The organism is Desulfarculaceae bacterium (genome assembly GCA_020444545.1).
Taxonomy (GTDB): Bacteria; Desulfobacterota; Desulfarculia; order Desulfarculales; family Desulfarculaceae; genus Desulfoferula.
Genome location: JAHLKT010000005.1, coordinates 74,871 through 91,300, shown reverse-complemented (window position 1 = coordinate 91,300; position 16,430 = coordinate 74,871). Strand labels below are relative to the sequence as shown.

Here is a 16,430-nt window from a genome sequence, read left to right as displayed (position 1 = left end):
GGGCCTAAAGCCGGACCAGCTCGTATTCCCGGCTGCCCAGGCCGATCTCCTCGGCGTAGGCCAGCTGCACCTCCCAGTCCACCCGGGGATAAAGGTCGCGGAACTTGTCCGCGCCCGGGGCGTGGGCGTGCTTGAGCTCGGTGCCCGGCAGGCCCGGGGCCTGGTTCACCAGATCCACCGAGGCCTGGTCGATGGCCACCACGTCGCTGGAGGCCACGATGCCGATGTCGGCCACCATGGGCGCGTCGTTGAAGGGATAACAGTCGCAGGCCGGGCTCACCTGGGTGATGAAGTTGAAGTGGGCCGCGTGGCCCTCCTTGCCCGCCAGCACGCCCTTGGTGTAGGCCACCATGCGCTTGAGGAAGTCGGGCACCTCGGCGTCCCAGCCGATCTGGATGGCCTCGGTGGGGCAGGCCAGGATGCAGTCGCCGCAGCCGATGCACTTGTCCGGGTCCTTGTGGGCCTGCACCTTGGGGTTTTTGCTCTCCAGGGGCGCGGGGGCGTCGGTGCGGGCCACGAACTTGATGGCCCCCACGGGACAGCGCTTAATGCACGATCCGCAGGAGATGCAGCGCTTGGCCTTGATTACCGGGGTGATGTTGCTGTGCATGAACAGCTTGCCCCGGCGGCTGGCCGCGCCCATGCCCAGGTTCTTCATGGCCCCGCCGAAGCCCGAGACCTCGTGGCCCTTGAAGTGGGCCAGGCTGATCAGGCTGTCGGCCTCCACCACCTCGGCCCCGATGTGGGCCTCGTCGCATTCGGGCAGGTTCACCGGCACCGCTGCCGAGTTGTGGCCCTTGAGCCCGTCGGCGATGATCAGGGGCGCGCCCACCACGCTGTAGGCAAAGCCGTTTTCCACCGCAGTGTTCAAATGGCCCGGCGAGGTGGCGCGGGTGCCCACATAGAGGGTGTTGGCGTCGGTAAGGAAGGGCTGGCCGCCCGCCGCTTTCACCGCGTCCACGAAGCGGCGCACGAACACCGGCCGGATGTAGGCGGTGTTGCCCTTTTCCCCGAAGTGCAGCTTGAGGGCGGTAAGCCCGCCCGGCTTGATCGTGTCCGCCAGGCCCACCGCCGCGATGAGCTCGTCGATCTTGTTGACCAGGGACCGCTTGATGGTGGCCCGGACGTCAATGAAATAGACCTTGCTGGCCATACGCTAGGCTCCTTTGCCCGCATTGCGATTTTCAGGTTCCGTTATCAGGTTAGAAGCCGGACGGCGGGGTGTCAAGGAAGGGGGGCGCGGCAATCCAGCGGTATGCCCGGGCGCAAAAAAACGCCCCGCTCCCATGCAGGGGAGCGGGGCTGGCGCTAGGAGGCTGGCAAGCTTGGTCGTTCAGGCAAGCTTGCCACGGAGGTACGGATTGGGGCGCGGCCGGAACAGGGAAACCAGGCCGCTGAACATAAAGGCCATGGCGCTGCCCAGGTGGGCGAAGTCCAGGATCATGAGCCAGACCGGGGGCAAAAAGATGCCCGCGTTGCGCAGAGCCTTGGCCGCGCCGGTGAGGGCGATGACCGCCAGGAGGCTCCAGCCCCACCAGGAGCGGGGGCCCCAGGACCAGGCCGTGTCGGTGTCTCGGACATCCAGGGCCAGGCGCCAGGCCAACAGACCCAGCATCAGGGCGGCGGCGAAGTAGTGCAGCTCGCTCAGGGCGATGAAGTTGCCGCTCCAGCCCAGGCCGGGCACCGAGGTGAGGTAATAACGGTTGTACAGGGGCATCTGGCCGAAGCCGCTGAACAGGGCCAGGCCGATGGCGATGCCGTAGAGCCACACCGCCACGCGGCCGCCGGGAGAATAAGAGTGCTTCATCATGCCGCTTCCCCCTTGTGCTCAGAGTCGTCGGAGCGGAGCTTCTTGCCGAACAGGCGGGTGAAGCCCGCGGCCAGCCCGGCCAGCGGAGCCAGCACCAGGGCCAGGCTGAGGTTGTCGGCCTTGGCCATCACGTCGGCCACCGGGCCCATGGGCGGCCGGCCGCCGAAGCCGCGACCCTTGCGCCGGCCGCCCTGCTTGGCCTGGGCGGCGCGGCCCCGGCCGGGCTTGGCCGAGGCGGCGTGGGCCTGCTCGATGGCCTGGCTGACCACGCTGAAGGGCATGGGCGAGACGTAAAGAGTGGTGGTGCCGCCGTTCTCGCTCAAGCCGTAGACGTAGTCGCGCCAGCTCTCGGGAGAGGCGCCGTCGGCCTCGGCCTTCTGGCGGGCCAGGGTCTCGGCCTGGGCCAGGATGCTTTCGCGCGGGCCGATGCTCTGCACCTGCTCGGGGCAGACCTCCACGCAACGGGGCTGCTGGCCCTTTTCCACCAGGGGCAAACAACGGTGACACTTGAACATCACCCCGTTGCCCGCGAACTTGGGCATGATATCCAGATAGACCCCCACCCCGGACTGGCGCTGGGGGATCTTCCAGGGGCAGACCGTCTTGCACTTGGCCCCGCCCAGGCACACCTCGGGGTCGATGTGCACCACGCCGTTTTTCTCCACCCGTCCTGCGCCGAAGGGGCAGAGGTCGGCACAGGGCGGGTTGAGGCAGTGCATGCAACGGCGGGGCACGTTGAGCTCCACGGTTTCGCCCTTGTAGGGCACTTCCAGGTGCTCGATATATAGGAAGTTGTAGGGGGTCAGGCGGTCGGAGACATCCTTGCGCTTAGACCAGTCCTGCACCGGCACCTTGGCCGGAATCGGAGCGGGGATGGGGCTCACCGGGTCGGGTACGCTGGACTGCCACTGCTCGCGGCAGGCGCCCACGCATTCCTCGCACCCGATGCACTTGGAAAGGTCCAAGAGGGTGCACAGTTCCTTGCCGCTGGCCGCCTGGGCCGCGGTCGGCAGGATGATGGGACTGGCGGCCACCCCGGCGGCGGCGGCCAGGCCGCCCCGCAGAAAACTTCTTCGACTCAGATCCTTGGGCATTACCACTTCCCTCGCTATCGCAACCGGGCCGGGCCCGGGTCTCGTCGGTTGGCGCCTAATAGAGCAAGCCCCGTGCCGAAAAGGCCCCTGCCCGAGATTTTGCATGTTTTAGTTTTTATTTCAGTGGCTTATCCCGCCACGCCTTTCAGAGAGAAACGTTAAGTAACGTTAAGGCAGATTAACAGAGGATAAAACCTAGGCGGCCATGCCCAGCTTCTTCATGCGTTTCCAAAGAGTTACCCTGCTTATCCCCAGGGAGGCGGCGGCCTGGGCCTTGTGGCCGCCCGTGGCCCTGAGCGCGGCCTCGATCTCGGCCCGCTGGGCCGCCTCCAAGGGGTCCTGGGTGGGGCCCGGGGCCGAGGGACCGCAGGCGGGGCGATCGCCCAGCACGCTGGGGGGCAGGTGCATGGGCAGAATCTCGCCGCCCGGGCAAGTGACAAAGGCGTACTCGATGGCGTTGATCAGCTCGCGCACGTTACCCGGCCAGTCGTGGGCCATGAGCGCCTCCAGGGCGGCCGGGCTGATGCCGGTGATGCCCCGCTCGGAACCCAGGGCGGTGCGCTCGATGAACGACCGGGCGAGCAGGGGGATGTCCTCCTTGCGCGCGGCCAGGGGCGGCAGGCTTATGGGCACCACGTTGATGCGGTAGAACAGGTCCTCGCGAAATTCGCCGGACTCCATGAGCTTGACCAGGTCGCGGTTGGTGGCGGTAATGATGCGCACATCCACTTTGATGGAGCGGTTGGAGCCCACCCGCTCCACCTCGCCCTCCTGCAACACGCGCAAGAGCTTGGCCTGGAGCCCGGCGGGCAGATCGCCGATCTCGTCCAAGAACAGGCTGCCCCCGTCGGCCGCCTCGAAGCGGCCCTCGCGGGTGCGCTCCGCCCCGGTGAAGGCGCCCTTTTCATGCCCGAACAGCTCGCTTTCCAGAAGGGACGGGTTGAGCGCCGCGCAGTTGACCCGCACGAAGGGCCCTTTGCGCCGGGGAGAGCGGTTGTGGATGGCCGCGGCGGCCAGCTCCTTGCCCGTGCCGCTGGCCCCCAGCAAGACCACCGGCGCGGCCGAGGCGGCGGCGGACTCCAGGAGCTGGTACACCCGGCGCATGGCCGGGGACTGGCCGATGAGCCCCTCGTAGCCGTAGTCGCGTTTGAGCTGGCGCTTGAGGCCGCTGATCTGGCGGTCGCGCTCCACCACCGGGGTCACGTCGGTGAGGGTTTCCACCCCGCCGATGACCTGGCCCAGCTCGTCGTGCAAGACGCGGGCGTTCTTGAGCATGTGCACCGCGCTGCCGTCCTTCTTCACGATAGTGCAGCGCTTGTTGAGCACCCGGCCGTTTTCGAACAGGCCGCAGGCCATGCAGCCCTGCTCGTCATGGCAGGACTGGCAGGTCTCCGACTCGAAGGCCGAGCAGGAGCGGCCCAGCACCTCCTCCCGGCGGTAGCCGGTGAGGCGCTCGGCGGCAGGGTTGATGAACACCACCCTGCCCCGGGTGTCCACCACGAACAGCCCCTCGGCCATGGTGTCCACCACGGATTGCCAGTGCCGCCCGATGTCCTCGGCGGTGATGTCGGCCATGCTTATCTCCTAGCATCGTTAGGTGTTAACGTTAAGGTTAACACAAGCGGCTGCTTCGGCCAAGCGCCCAGGTTAAGAATCGGTGAAATCCCCCGGAGCCCGGCGCGGCTCCATTGCCTTTCTTCACGAAATGATTATTTTTAAGGGGTATCGAGGTGACAGTTTTACCTTGCGCGTTATAATTAGGCTCTGTTAATTTAGTTGTCTTTGGAGAATTAGTTGAGCATCAACCTACACGATGAGGAAAGGCGCCAGTTCGAGCGCCTCCTGCGCCAGCAGGGCATCAACCGCCTGGCCGACCGCCTGGCGGTGTTGGAGGCGTTTCTGGAGCGCGAGGAGCACCAGAGCGCCGCGCAGGTGGACGATCGCCTCAAGGCCTCCGGCCTGGCTCTGGAGCCCGGCTTCGTGGCCGAGACCCTGGAGATGCTCACCCGCTTCGGCCTGGCCTCCTGCCGCCACTTCGACAATCAGCCGGATCTGTTCGAGCACCGCCACCTCGGCGAGCACCACGACCACCTCATCTGCACCAAGTGCGGCTCCATCACCGAGTTTCACCATCCCGAGCTGGAGGCGCTCAAGCACACCGCCGCGAAGGAGCACGGCTTCCATCACCTAAGCCACCGCTTGCAAATCTACGGCCTGTGCGACAATTGCCGCCGCCGCCGCACCCCCACCCTGCCCTTGAACCTGGCATCGGCCGGGGAGCGGGTGCGGGTGGAGCGCTTGGCCGGAGGCGAGCAGTCCCAGAGCCATCTGGCCGACATGGGCATCCAGCTGGGCACCGAGCTGGAGGTGATCTCCTCCTCGGGCGGCGCGGTGGTGGTGGCCTGCGGCGGCACCCGCCTGGCCCTGGGCCAGGGCGTGGCAGCCAAGGTGCAGGTCAGCCTGATCAACCATCACTAGTCCCGGAGAGCCCATGAGCCCCGTCGTCAGCCTAAGGCAGCTAAAGCCCGGACACCGGGCCGTGGTCAAGAAGATCGGCACCGGCGGCGAGCTGGGCCGGCGCATGCGCGAGATGGGCCTGGTGCCCGGCACGGTCATCCAAGTCATCGGCCGGGCCCCGCTCAAGGACCCGGTGGAGATCAAGCTCCGGGGCTACAACCTCACCCTGCGCAACAACGAGGCCGAGCACATCCTGGTGGAGCCGGAAACCGGATCATGAGCCGCCCCTACACCATCGCCCTGGCCGGCAACCCCAACGCCGGCAAGACCAGCGTGTTCAACGCCCTCACCGGGGCGCGCCAGCACGTGGGCAACTACCCCGGGGTGACGGTGGAGTACAAGGAGGGCACCGCCCATCTGGACGGCCGCCCGGTGCAGGTGGTGGACCTGCCCGGCACCTACAGCCTCACCGCCTACTCCCCCGAGGAGCTGGTGGCCCGCAACTATCTCATCGGCCAGCGCCCCGACGTGGTGGTGGACGTGGTGGACGCCTCCAACCTGGAGCGCAACCTCTACCTCAGCGTGCAGCTCATGGAGCTGGGCGTGCCCCTGATCATCTGCCTGAACATGGTGGACGTGGCCGAGAGCAAGGGCCTGAAGATCGACACGGCCAAGCTGAGCCGGCTGCTGGGCGCGCCGGTGGTGCCCACCGTGGCCCGCCAGGGCAAGGGCATGGAGGAGATGCTGCGGGCGGCGGTTGAGCTGGCCGAGAATCCGCCGGAGTGGAAGCCCCTGGAGATCAGCTACGGCGCGGACGTGGACCAGGGGGTGGCCGAGGTGGAGGCCCTGCTACAGGGCTCCCAGGAGCGCCACGGCCTGTTGAGCGCCCACTGGCTGGCGGTCAAGTGCCTGGAGGGCGACCAGGAAGTCATCGACAACGTGGAGCAGACCCCGGAGCTGGCCAAGTCGCTCTTGCCGGTGTGCCGCCGGGTGGCCTCCCACGTGCGCTCGACCATGGACGACGACCCCGAGAGCATCATCGCGGACTACCGCTACGGCTTCATCATGGGCATCACCCGCCAGGTGGTGGTCAGCGAGCGCGAGATGCGCATGGACTTCAGCGACAAGCTGGACAAGGTGCTGACCCACCGCCTGGGCGGGCCGCTGTTTTTGTTCGGGGTGCTCTACGCCATCTACGAGTTCGTGTTCTGGGCCTCCGAGAGCCCGGTGGTGTGGTTCGAAAAGTTTTTCGGCTGGATGGGCGGCATGGTCATGAGCGCCATGCCCGAGGGGATCTTGCGCTCGCTGATCGTATCCGGCGTCATCGACGGGGTGGGCGGGGTGCTGGGCTTCGCGCCGCTCATCGCCTTCATGTTTTTCGCCATCGCCATCATGGAGGACTCGGGCTACATGGCCCGGGTGGCCTACATCATGGACCGGGTGCTGCGCATCTTCGGCCTGCACGGCAACAGCGTCATGGCCCTGATCGTGGGCGGGGGCATCTCCGGGGGCTGCGCGGTGCCCGGGGTCATGGCCGCGCGCACCCTCAAGGACCCCAAGGCCCGTCTGGCCACCATCCTCACCGTGCCCTTCATGAACTGCGGGGCCAAGCTGCCGGTGTTCAGCCTTCTCATCGCCGCTTTTTTCGCCCGCCACCAGGCCCAGATGCTCTTTTTGCTCACCCTGATCTCCTGGGCCCTGGCCCTGTTGGCCGCCAAGCTCCTCAGAGTGACCATCCTCAAGGGCGAGCAGACGCCATTCGTCATGGAACTGCCCCCCTACCGCGCCCCCACCCTCAAGGGCCTGGTGATCCACACCTGGGAACGCACCTGGCAGTACGTGAAAAAGGCGGGCACCATGATCCTGGGGGTCAGCGTGCTCATGTGGGCGGCCATGAGCTTCCCGGCCCTGGACCCGGCCCAAGACGCGGCCTGGCAGGCGCGCATCGCCGCCGCGCCCACGACCCAGGCCCGCCAAGAGCTGGAGTCCGAGCGCGCCTCGGCCGAGCTGGCCGGCACCGTGGCCGGCAGGATCGGGCGCGGGCTCACCGCCCTCACCGCGCCCCTGGGCTTCGACTGGCGCACCAACGTGGCTCTGGTGGGCGGCTTCGCGGCCAAGGAAGTCATCGTCAGCACCATGGGGGTGGCCTACTCCCTGGGCGAGGTGGACCCGGAGCACGCGGCCAGCCTTAGCCAGCGCCTGGCCAAGGAAAAGGGCTGGAGCCCCCTGAGCGCCTTTGCCCTGATGATCTTCGTGATGATCTACGCCCCCTGCATGGCCACCCTGGTCATGATCCGCCGCGAGACCGGCGGCTGGGGCTGGCCCCTGTTCTCCCTGGGCTACAACACGGTGATCGCCTATCTGCTGGCCCTGGCCGTGTTCCAGGGCGGCAAGCTCTTGGGCCTGGGATAAGGAGGTAAGCGCATGTGGCAAGGAATCATCGTGGCCGTTGTGGTGGGGCTGGCCGCCTGGTTCGTGGGGCGGCGCCTGCTGCGCACCTTTCGGCCCCAGCCCGGCGCGCCCTCATGCGGCTGCGGCTGCGGGGGCGGCGGGCCCTGCCATCAGATAGAGCCCCTGAGCGGCCCCACCCCCACGGAGTGCGCCTCCTGCGAGCAGGGGCCTCCGTCCAAGGACTGATTTTCCGCGAAATTTAAGTTAGGCGCGGGGCAGGCTGATCCGGAAGGTGGTGCGCCCCGCCTCGGGCAGCCAGGCCACCTCGCCGCACCAGGGCCTCAGCGCCTCGCGGGCCAGGAACAGGCCCAGGCCGTCGTGCCCTTCGCCCTTGTCGCCCGTGAAGGGCTCGAACATGCTCTTGGCCAGCTCCGCCTCGGGGCCGGGGCCGGTGTCGGACACCTCCAGGGCCAGGCCGTTTTCCACCGCCAGGGCGCTCACCACTATCACCGGCGAGGGGCCGCCCTGCACCGCCTCCACCGCGTTGGCCAACACGAGATTCAGGGCCAGGGCCGCGTCCGCCGGGGCGCAGCGGGCCAGAGGCAGGTCGCCTTGCAGCTCCCGCTCCAGGCGCACCTCGTGCTTCATGAACAGGTCGCTCCGCCAGAAATCCAGCTCCCCGCCGGCCAGCTCGGCCAGGTCCAGGGGCTCGGAGGCGAGCTTGCGGTCCGTGCGGCTGCGCCGGGCCAAAAGCCCCACCTCCATGGTCATGCGCTCCAGGCCCTCGCGCATGGTCTCCAGCTTGTCGGCCAGCTTTTGGCTGTCGCCCCGGCCCAGGGCCAGGCGGGCCAGGTCCAGGGGCAGGGACATGGTCTGCACCCCGCCGGAGAGATTGTGCACCACTCCGGGCAGCAGGCGTCCGGCGAGGAGCAGGCGCTCGCGATCCAAGAGGGCCCGCAAAATTTCGGGGGTCAAGGCGGCGGAGCTCATTTGCCGTCACCGAGGCCGGAGCCGGCCGGGTCCATCTCGGCGGCCATGCTCTCCATGTCCTGGTGGTAGCGGGCCAGCATGCGCACAAAGGCCTCCACCACCGAGGGGTCGAACTGGCTGCCCGCGCAGGCGGTGAGCTCGGCCACCGCCTCCTGCACGCTGCGCGAGCGGCGGTAGGAGCGGTCCGAGGTCATGGCGTCGTAGGCATCGGCCACGGCCACCACCCGGGCCAGGAGGGGGATGTCCTCGCCGGCCAGCCCGTCGGGATAGCCCCGGCCGTCCCAGCGCTCGTGATGGTGGCGCACGATGTGGCGCTCGTCCTGGCTCAAGTCCATGGCCCGGATGATGGACTCGCCGATATCCGGGTGGCGCTTGATCTCCTCATATTCCTCGGAGGTGAGCTTGCTCTCCTTGAGCAGGATGTGGTCCTTGATGCCGATCTTGCCGATGTCGTGCAGATAGCCCGCGAACTTCAGCGACTCGATCTGGCTGACCCCCAGGGACATGGCCTCGGCGGTGAGCACCGCCAGGTTGGTCACCCGGCGGCTGTGCTGGCGGGTGTAAGGGTCCTTGGCCTCCATGGCCCGAACCAGCGCGCCCAGGGTGGAGTGCAGGTTGGAGACCATGGATTCGTAGAGCGCGATGTTCTCCACGCTCAGGGCCGCCTTTTGCAATAGAAAGCGGGCCAGGAAGGCGTCCTCGCCCCTAAAGGGCAGGCTGCCGCGCTTTTCGCCCACCAACAACAGGCCCAGGCTCTGGTCGCGGATCATGATGGGCAGGCACAGCAGGCTGCCATTCATTGGCAGCAGGCGGTCTACCTCTTCCATGGCCTCGGGGCGGCCCATCACCGGCTTGCCCCCGGCCATGACCCGGCCGCAGAAACCCTCGCCCTCCTTGCCGGTCACCTGCCCCACCGTTTCCGGGGAGAAACCGCTCTGGGCGATCACCACCAGCTGGTTGCTGGCCGGGTCCAAAAGCAGCACCGCGGCCTTGCCCGCGTCCAGGTGCTCCCGGGCCAGATCGGCGATGCCCTGGTAGATGTCCTCGGAGGTGTGCAGCCGGTCCAGGGCGTCGGACATCTCATGCAAGACCTGCTGCTCGTGCACCCGGCGGCTCAGCTCCCGGTTGAGGCGCTCGATCTTATCCTGCTGCTTGAGGCGCTCGGAGAGCCGGAGGTTCTCCTGCAACAGGCGATGCTCGCGCACCACCCGCTCCAGGGTGGCCTGCACCTGGTCCAGGTTGAAGGGCTTTACCAAAAAGTCGCTGGCTCCCTGGCGCATGGTGTCGATGGCCGCGTCCAGGGAGGGGAAGCCGGTCATGATCACCACCGGCAGGGTCTGGTCCAGCTCTTTGAGCCGGGCCAACAGCTCCACCCCGGTGATGCCCGGCATCTTAAGATCCAAAAAGGCGCAATCGAACTTGCCCGGCGCGAAGCACTCCAGGGCCTCTTTGCCGTTGGCCGCGGTCACCAGGCGGTGATTGTTCAGGCTGGCGAGATATTCGGCCAGGGCCTCGCGAATGTTGGCCTCGTCATCCACCAAGAGGATGCTCAGGCTATCGCTGCCGGGGCTGGCCTGGGTGTTGGTTGGTATGTTCACAGCCTTGCACTCGATTTCCGGCCGGGCCGGAGAGGTTTTTTGGCTTTGTGCGGGGCGACCCCTGGGGCGGAGTCTGCTGTGGGAATTTTAGCATAGCGCAAGGAGATACACTAGGCCGGGACTGGTTGTGGCCATGCTCCTTGGCATGGCCGCGGCCTAAGGCTATAATGCAAACGGCGCCCACCCGCACTAAGGTTATAAAGTATGCAAAGCGACCGGTTGCAGCCCACGCCCGAACAGAGCGAGCTACTCGCCGCCATTTGGGAAAAACAGGCCCCCGACCCGGGCCCCATGGTGGACTACTCCGACCCGTCCCTGGCCCTGCCCCTCACCGTGACCATCTACGAGACGGCTCCGGAGAGCATCCCCGACAACCTCAGGGCCCAGTGGCCTTGGGCCGAATGGGTGCGCCTGTACGCCAAGCCGCCCCAGGCGGTGCTGGCGGCCAGCCGCCTGGCCGCGGCCTCGGGCCGCCCCAAGGGCGTGGCCTGGATGGCCCCGGGCACCGGCCAGGCGCTCTCCTCGCCCGGCGGCGAGCCCGGCGTGGCGGTGCTGCGCTGCGACTGGAGCCCCGGCGAGGCCGCCTGTGGCCGCATGGCCGCGGAGGCCCGCGAGGCGGGCATGCTCCTGGTGGTGGACGAATCCGCCACCGGCCTGCGCCTGGGCCGGGGCGGCGCCTCGGCGGCCTACGGCCTGGAGCCGGACATGGTGTTGTGGTCCCCCGCCCTGCCCGCCGGGCGCACCCTGGGCGTGTTGGCCGGCCGGGGCGAGGCTCCGCCCGAGCCCGCCCAACCGCCCGCTCCGGAGACCATCGAGGTGGTGTCCCATTTGCTGGAGCTGGCCGCGGACAGCGACCTTTCGGCCCGGCTTTATGATCTGGGGCGCAGCCTGGCCGTGGGCCTCAAGTACATGACCGCCAAGGCCGGCCTGGGCGACGAGGTGCGCCTGAGCGGTCCCCTGGCCATGCCCCGCTTGGAGGGCCGCCGGGTATGGGCCTTCATGGGCCTGGCCCAGGAGGAGCGCCTCAAGCTGGCCACCCTCGTCATGCTGGACCTGAGCCTGGACCTCGAGGACTCCCAGGATCTGGTGTGGCCGCGCCTGGCCCGGGCCTGCGCCCGGCTCAAAGTATTGCCCGAGGGCAAGATGGCCCCCTTGGGCTGGCGCGACGCCGGCCCCAGCTCCTGCCAAGCGCCCAAGGCCAAGCCCATCGGCATTCTCACCAGCCTGGAGGACTGAGGGCGCGCGCCCCCGGAGTAGAGCATCATGCGCATATCGGCAATCCTGATCATGGCCATGGCCTTGCTGGCCGCCCCCCTGGCCGCCTCGGCCATGATGGAAGGCCCCATAGTAAAGGGCCGGACCGAGCCCGCCGTGGTGGCCGCCAAGCCGGGCCAGGCCTTCAGCCTAGAGCTGCGCCTGACCATCGCGCCCAAGCTGCACATCAACGGCCCCTCGGCCGGGGACGACGGCCTTATCCCCACCAAGGTGAGCTTCAGCGCGCCGGCGGGCATCAGCTTCGCCGCCCCGGCGTTCCCCCCGGCCCACGAGGCCAAGGTGCAGTTTTCCGATAAGCCGGTGAAGGTCTACAGCGACAAGGTCAGCCTGGCCCTGAGCGGCAAGGTGGCGTCGAGCGTCAAGCCCGGCGCCTACAGCGCCACGGCCAAGATCAGCTACCAGGCCTGCGACGACCAGGTCTGCCACATGCCCGCTTCGCTCAGCCTGCCCATCACCATTCAGGTGAGCGCGCCCTAGTTATCGGGGAATCGCCCTAGTTTTCCGGGGAGTCTCCGTTGGAATCGGAAGGGTTGTCGTCCAGCAGGCGGCGCTTGACCGCGCGCACCACCAGATAGCTCACCGCCAATACGGCCACCAGCACCAGCAAGAGCACTTGCAGGCCGCGCACCACGTCCAGCTGATCGAAGATGAGCCCCCCGAAGAAGTAGCCGATGCCTCCGAAGGTGAGGCACCAGGCCAGGGCCGAGATGAAGTTCAGGGCCACGAAGCGCCAGATGGGCACCCCGGCCATGCCGCAGGCCAGGGGTATGACCATGCGCAGGCCGTAAAGGAAGCGGCTGAGCAATATCAGCAGCACCGCGTGCCTGCGGATGTGACGGCGGGCCTCCACCGCCTTGCGGGCCACCGAGCGCGACCAGGTCACCGCGTCCATGCCCCGCCAGCGCCCCAGGATGAAAAACACCTGGTCCCCGATGAACCCGCCGGCCATGGCGATCAGGGCCACGTAGTAGGGGTTCAAGAGGCCCTTGCGCGCGGCCACCCCGGCCAGGATGAAAAAGGTCTCCCCCTCCAGAAAGGTGCCCACGAACAGGGCCCAATAGCCGTTGTCGGCGATGAGCTGTTGTATGGTGGTCAGGTCCATGAGCACGCGCCTTAAGGATTTCGCTCTACGGGATGCAATGCGCCGCAAAATGCTTAACTATAAATTAGAGGTGCAAGCATGACCACCACCGGCGAGAAAAAACATCCCTGCCCGGATTGCCGGGCCTGCCAAGGCTGCTCCCCCACGCGCTGCGCCCTGTGCCGGGGCCAGGGCGGGGACGCGGCTCAGCGCCGTTTCGAGGGGCTGTCCCTCGCCGAGCAGTGCGCCCTGTTCGACGCGGTGAACCGGGGCGAGGCCCCGGAGGGCGACTACGCCCGGCCTTGCGCGCCCCAGGCCGATCCCTTCCCCCTGGCCCAACCCCGCTAGGCACCCCAACGGCTGCTTTTCAGCTGCCGCAGCCGGCTCTCGATGAGCCGCACCATGTCCTCGATCTGGTCGTCGTTGCCCATGAGGTTGCCGTTGAGGTTGATGGTGAAGTTCACCTGCATGTCCCCCCCGGCCATGCCCCCGCCCTGGTTCAGGGCCTTGAGCGCCGGCAGGGTGGCCGCGTTCACCGCCTCGGCGCGCACCACGTACTCCCCCCGCCGGGCCACGAGGGGTACCTCGTCGCGGGCCAGGGAGCTGATCAGGGCCCCGGCGTGGGCCTTGGGCCAGCCCGCCACCAGCCCGCCGGAGTGGTAATAGCCATAGGCCGCGTTGCCCCCGCTCCCGGCGTGGTACAGGCCCAGGTTGTCCACCGTGCCGCCCGAGGCGTAGTCCATTGCCGTGAAGCGGGTGGTGCCGTCGCCCATGTCCTCCACGCTGATGCCCGAGGCCCCGGACACCCCTTTCATGGAGCTGATGAGCCCCTGGATGGCCTCGCGGGAGCCCTCGGCCCCCGAGGTCAGCGAGGCCAGGGTGCCCTGGGTGAAGGCGTCCAGGGCCGCCTCGAAGCCCGCCGCCTCCTCGCCCCCCGCGCTGAAGCCGTCGGCCAGGCCGTAGAGCGCGCTCTTGAACTCCTGGGCCGCGTCCCCCGAGAGCCCCAGCCGCCCGGCCAAGTCGTCGATGCGCCCGTTGAACTGGATCGTGGCCTGGTCGGTCAGGGCCATGCTGTTGGCCGCCGCGTGGATCTCCACGGCCAGCTGGCGCACCTCGTCCTCCAGGGTGTTGGCCGCCTGCCCGCTGGTCACCAGCTCCTGGCTCAGGGGGTCCAGCGAGGCCACCACCCCGTCGAGCTGCTCTTGGGTGTAGCCGGCCACGGTCCGCAGGCGCTCCAAATCCTCGGCCGCCTCCTGGGCCGCCTGGCCGAACAGCCCGAACTGGGTGCCCGCCAGCTCGGCCCATTCCTGGCCCGCCCCGGCTATGTTGCCGCTGAGCCCGGCCAGGAAGTTCTCCTGGCCCTGCCAGTTGCTTATGGCCTCCTCCGGGGTCATGGGGTCGGTATCCATGCCCAGCAGGCCGCTGATCTCATCGTGGAACAGCATGCCCACCATGCCCGGCGCCAGGGCCAACCCGAAGGCCCCCAAGGGCGTGGCCAGGCCCGCGCCAAGCCCGCTGCCCAGGCTGGGCTGGCTGCCGAAGTCGAACAAGGCGGCGCTGTTGGCCATGGATTCGGAGACTACCTCCGTGCCATACAGGCTGGCCTGGCTGCCAAAGTCGAACAGGGAGGCGCTGTTGGCCAGGGCTTCGGAGACGGTCTCGGCCACGGCGGGTTCGCTTCCACCGAACCAACTCGCAATCGCCTTGGTGATTCCGCCGGTGGGGAGGATGTCGGCCGTATTCAGGGCCTCCCAATAGGAGTCGCCCATTTCCACGGCCGCGAAAAAGTCCTCCATCTTGTCGTTAAAGTGAATGCTGGAACCGGAAAGCCCCAGCGCGCCGCTCAGCCAGTCGCTGGCTGGGTCCATTACCACCTTGTCGAAGATGCCGCCCACGCCCGACCAGGCCCGGTTCACGGCGCGGTTAAGGAAGCCGTCCCAGGCTTTGTCGGCCGAACCGATCATGCTGTTCCAGGCGTTGTCCCAGATGTTCTCCACCTGGTGCATGTCGTCATCGAACCAGGCCGACACCGTGCCCCACAGCGACTTGGCGGTGAGGTTCTTCATGTCCTTGGTGGTGCTTTCCCAGGTCTTGGTCACGTCCTTGGAGGTGTCCCGGGAGTAGTCCTTGAACCCGTCCCAGGTAGAATTCGAGAAGAGGTCGAACTCTTGTTTCATCCAAGTAAATACAGAACTTATTTCTTTTGCTGTGCGATCTACACTGGCTTGGTCCGTTTCTAACACCAATTTCCCGACTATCTTAGTTGCATCAGTGGACATAACTATCCTCCACGTAAAAAGTCTCCTTTCTTTTACGCGATGATTTGTTTTTTAACTACCAACCTGTTTCATTGATGTGCTTCGCGGAAATATGTTATAAACTTTTATCCCATAATTAATATGCAATCCAAAAGGGGGAACATCATGACCAGGCTTCAATTCATTTTTTTTACTATCATTTTTGTGATTTCAGGGTGTTTTGGTGGAGCGATTTCAGCTCGCTTTTTTGTAAATACTGCCTACGGAAACCAGCGCCCGAACAAATTGACCGCAAGCAGTTTTGAACTGGTTGACAAGGACGGTAATATCAGGGGTGGACTATCTTTTGCGCAGGATGGCCCTGTTTTGTTTTTTAATGACAAAAAAGATGTGGTCAGAGCGTATATTGGAATGAATGATAAAGGACCTCTTCTCGTTTTTAGGCATGACAACAACGAGCCTGCAATGATGATCAGTTCCGACAACGAAGGTAAATCGACAATTGGTCTCTACGCGGGCAGAAACAAGGCAAGGCTATTTTTAAGCCATCTACCCGACAAAGGGCCCTCAATCAGCTTGTTCGACAACGAGAGCAAGGTAAAAATCTTTGTAGCGGTAGGCAACGGCAACCCCTCGGTCACTCTCCTCGACCAGGACAAAAAGCCCGCCATCGCCATGCTCAATCGCAAGGGCGAGGGCTCCATCCTGGGCATCTGGAACAGCAACAACGAGCCCGCCGTCTCGTTGGCCGTCAAAGGCGATAAGCCCGGCCTGTTCATGTACCAGCAGCCCCGCACCGGCCTGTTGTTCAACACCGCCGGCGGCCGCCCTGCCCTGGCCCTCATGAACAACGGCACCCCCATCTGGTCCGCCACCGGCGACACTCCCCCCGCCCTGGACATGCCTCTCAGCGACGACCTGCTCAAGGAACTGACGCGCTAAAAAGCATCTCGCCAAAAGCCAAGGCCCCGGGGAAAACCTCGGGGCCTTGGCTCGTTCGCAGCGACCTTTGTAATCGTCGCCTAACTATAACCAACAACCCGTCCCAGAGGGTGTCAGCCTTGCCCAGCATGCCCTGCCAGGCGTCTTCCCAGATGTCCTCCACCTGGTCCATGTCGTCCTGAAACACAGCCTTCACCGAGCCCCACAGGCTCTTGCCGGTGATGCTGTTCATCTCCTTGGTGGTCTTGTCCCAGGTATCGGACGCGTCCTTGGCCGTGCCTTGCACGAACGCGCTGAATTCGCGTTGGGTGATCTTTGTGATGCGTTCAAACTCTTGCTGGAGTACTTTCGGAATAGAATTCAATTCTTCCTTAGCCTTATCCAGTTCGCGCTTAACAACAGAGGGGGCCACCTCGATTCCCCATTCGCTAGTTATCTTTGTGGACATGACATCACCTCCTTTATGCGACCAATGGTAATCACATAATTTGGCGCACTGCCATGGACATTGCTCACAAATTAATTTCCTTATGC

At 66.0% G+C, this 16,430-nt stretch carries 17 protein-coding genes; 8 read left to right on the top strand and 9 right to left on the bottom strand.

The window, feature by feature from the left end:
* Positions 1-4: 4 nt before the first annotated feature.
* The 4 genes from KQH53_15520 to KQH53_15505 form a co-directional block, all read right to left on the bottom strand.
* Entirely contained in the window at positions 5-1,153 is a 1,149-nt protein-coding gene (locus KQH53_15520) for a DUF362 domain-containing protein (protein ID MCB2228089.1), read from the bottom strand.
* Between the two features lie 180 nt (positions 1,154-1,333).
* A complete protein-coding gene (locus KQH53_15515; protein ID MCB2228088.1) occupies positions 1,334-1,810 on the bottom strand; it encodes a hypothetical protein in 477 nt (158 codons plus the stop codon).
* Positions 1,807-2,904, bottom strand: coding sequence for a 4Fe-4S dicluster domain-containing protein (locus KQH53_15510; GenBank protein MCB2228087.1), 1,098 nt, complete (start codon positions 2,902-2,904; stop codon positions 1,807-1,809). Before KQH53_15510 ends, KQH53_15515 begins: the two co-directional genes overlap by 4 nt.
* A gap of 195 nt (positions 2,905-3,099) precedes the next feature.
* Complete coding sequence (locus tag KQH53_15505) at positions 3,100-4,479, bottom strand: sigma 54-interacting transcriptional regulator (GenBank protein ID MCB2228086.1); 1,380 nt, start codon at positions 4,477-4,479, stop codon at positions 3,100-3,102.
* 219 nt (positions 4,480-4,698) lie between these two features.
* Here KQH53_15505 and KQH53_15500 point away from each other — a divergent pair, with 219 nt between their 5' ends.
* The 4 genes from KQH53_15500 to KQH53_15485 are packed head-to-tail and all read left to right on the top strand — an operon-like array spanning position 4,699 to position 7,998.
* Positions 4,699-5,382, top strand: a complete 684-nt coding sequence (locus KQH53_15500) for a transcriptional repressor (protein MCB2228085.1) — start codon at positions 4,699-4,701, stop codon at positions 5,380-5,382.
* 13 nt (positions 5,383-5,395) lie between these two features.
* Positions 5,396-5,641, top strand: a complete 246-nt coding sequence (locus KQH53_15495) for a ferrous iron transport protein A (GenBank protein ID MCB2228084.1) — start codon at positions 5,396-5,398, stop codon at positions 5,639-5,641.
* Positions 5,638-7,773 carry a ferrous iron transport protein B gene (feoB, locus tag KQH53_15490; GenBank protein ID MCB2228083.1) on the top strand — a complete coding sequence of 712 codons (2,136 nt, stop codon included), beginning with the start codon at positions 5,638-5,640 and terminating at the stop codon, positions 7,771-7,773. Before KQH53_15495 ends, feoB begins: the two co-directional genes overlap by 4 nt.
* A gap of 12 nt (positions 7,774-7,785) precedes the next feature.
* Positions 7,786-7,998 (top strand): FeoB-associated Cys-rich membrane protein, encoded by a 213-nt coding sequence (locus tag KQH53_15485; GenBank protein ID MCB2228082.1) that lies wholly within the window; start codon positions 7,786-7,788, stop codon positions 7,996-7,998.
* 18 nt (positions 7,999-8,016) lie between these two features.
* On the opposite strand, the gene KQH53_15480 is transcribed toward KQH53_15485, so the two are convergent.
* Together KQH53_15480 and KQH53_15475 are read right to left on the bottom strand one after the other, a co-directional pair.
* Positions 8,017-8,742 carry a hypothetical protein gene (locus tag KQH53_15480; protein ID MCB2228081.1) on the bottom strand — a complete coding sequence of 242 codons (726 nt, stop codon included), beginning with the start codon at positions 8,740-8,742 and terminating at the stop codon, positions 8,017-8,019.
* Entirely contained in the window at positions 8,739-10,340 is a 1,602-nt protein-coding gene (locus KQH53_15475) for a response regulator (GenBank protein MCB2228080.1), read from the bottom strand. The genes KQH53_15480 and KQH53_15475 overlap by 4 nt, the downstream gene beginning before the upstream one ends.
* A gap of 204 nt (positions 10,341-10,544) precedes the next feature.
* Here KQH53_15475 and KQH53_15470 point away from each other — a divergent pair, with 204 nt between their 5' ends.
* The gene (locus KQH53_15470) at positions 10,545-11,576 is read left to right on the top strand and encodes a hypothetical protein (GenBank protein ID MCB2228079.1); all 1,032 of its coding nucleotides are present in this window, start codon (positions 10,545-10,547) and stop codon (positions 11,574-11,576) included.
* A 27-nt stretch (positions 11,577-11,603) separates the two neighbouring features.
* Positions 11,604-12,092: a protein-disulfide reductase DsbD N-terminal domain-containing protein gene (locus tag KQH53_15465; GenBank protein MCB2228078.1), complete on the top strand. Its 489-nt coding sequence runs from the start codon at positions 11,604-11,606 to the stop codon at positions 12,090-12,092.
* Between the two features lie 16 nt (positions 12,093-12,108).
* On the opposite strand, the gene KQH53_15460 is transcribed toward KQH53_15465, so the two are convergent.
* Positions 12,109-12,717 carry a DedA family protein gene (locus KQH53_15460; GenBank protein ID MCB2228077.1) on the bottom strand — a complete coding sequence of 203 codons (609 nt, stop codon included), beginning with the start codon at positions 12,715-12,717 and terminating at the stop codon, positions 12,109-12,111.
* Positions 12,718-12,795: 78 nt separating this feature from the next.
* Between KQH53_15460 and KQH53_15455 the strand changes: the two genes are divergently transcribed.
* Positions 12,796-13,044: a hypothetical protein gene (locus KQH53_15455; GenBank protein ID MCB2228076.1), complete on the top strand. Its 249-nt coding sequence runs from the start codon at positions 12,796-12,798 to the stop codon at positions 13,042-13,044.
* On the opposite strand, the gene KQH53_15450 is transcribed toward KQH53_15455, so the two are convergent.
* Positions 13,041-14,873 carry a hypothetical protein gene (locus KQH53_15450; protein MCB2228075.1) on the bottom strand — a complete coding sequence of 611 codons (1,833 nt, stop codon included), beginning with the start codon at positions 14,871-14,873 and terminating at the stop codon, positions 13,041-13,043. The two genes, KQH53_15455 and KQH53_15450, sit on opposite strands and share 4 nt — an antisense overlap.
* 246 nt (positions 14,874-15,119) lie before the next feature.
* Between KQH53_15450 and KQH53_15445 the strand changes: the two genes are divergently transcribed.
* Positions 15,120-15,896, top strand: coding sequence for a hypothetical protein (locus tag KQH53_15445; protein ID MCB2228074.1), 777 nt, complete (start codon positions 15,120-15,122; stop codon positions 15,894-15,896).
* Here KQH53_15445 and KQH53_15440 read toward each other — a convergent pair.
* Positions 15,877-16,344 carry a hypothetical protein gene (locus KQH53_15440; GenBank protein MCB2228073.1) on the bottom strand — a complete coding sequence of 156 codons (468 nt, stop codon included), beginning with the start codon at positions 16,342-16,344 and terminating at the stop codon, positions 15,877-15,879. The genes KQH53_15445 and KQH53_15440 overlap by 20 nt on opposite strands.
* Between the last annotated feature and the right edge of the window lie 86 nt (positions 16,345-16,430).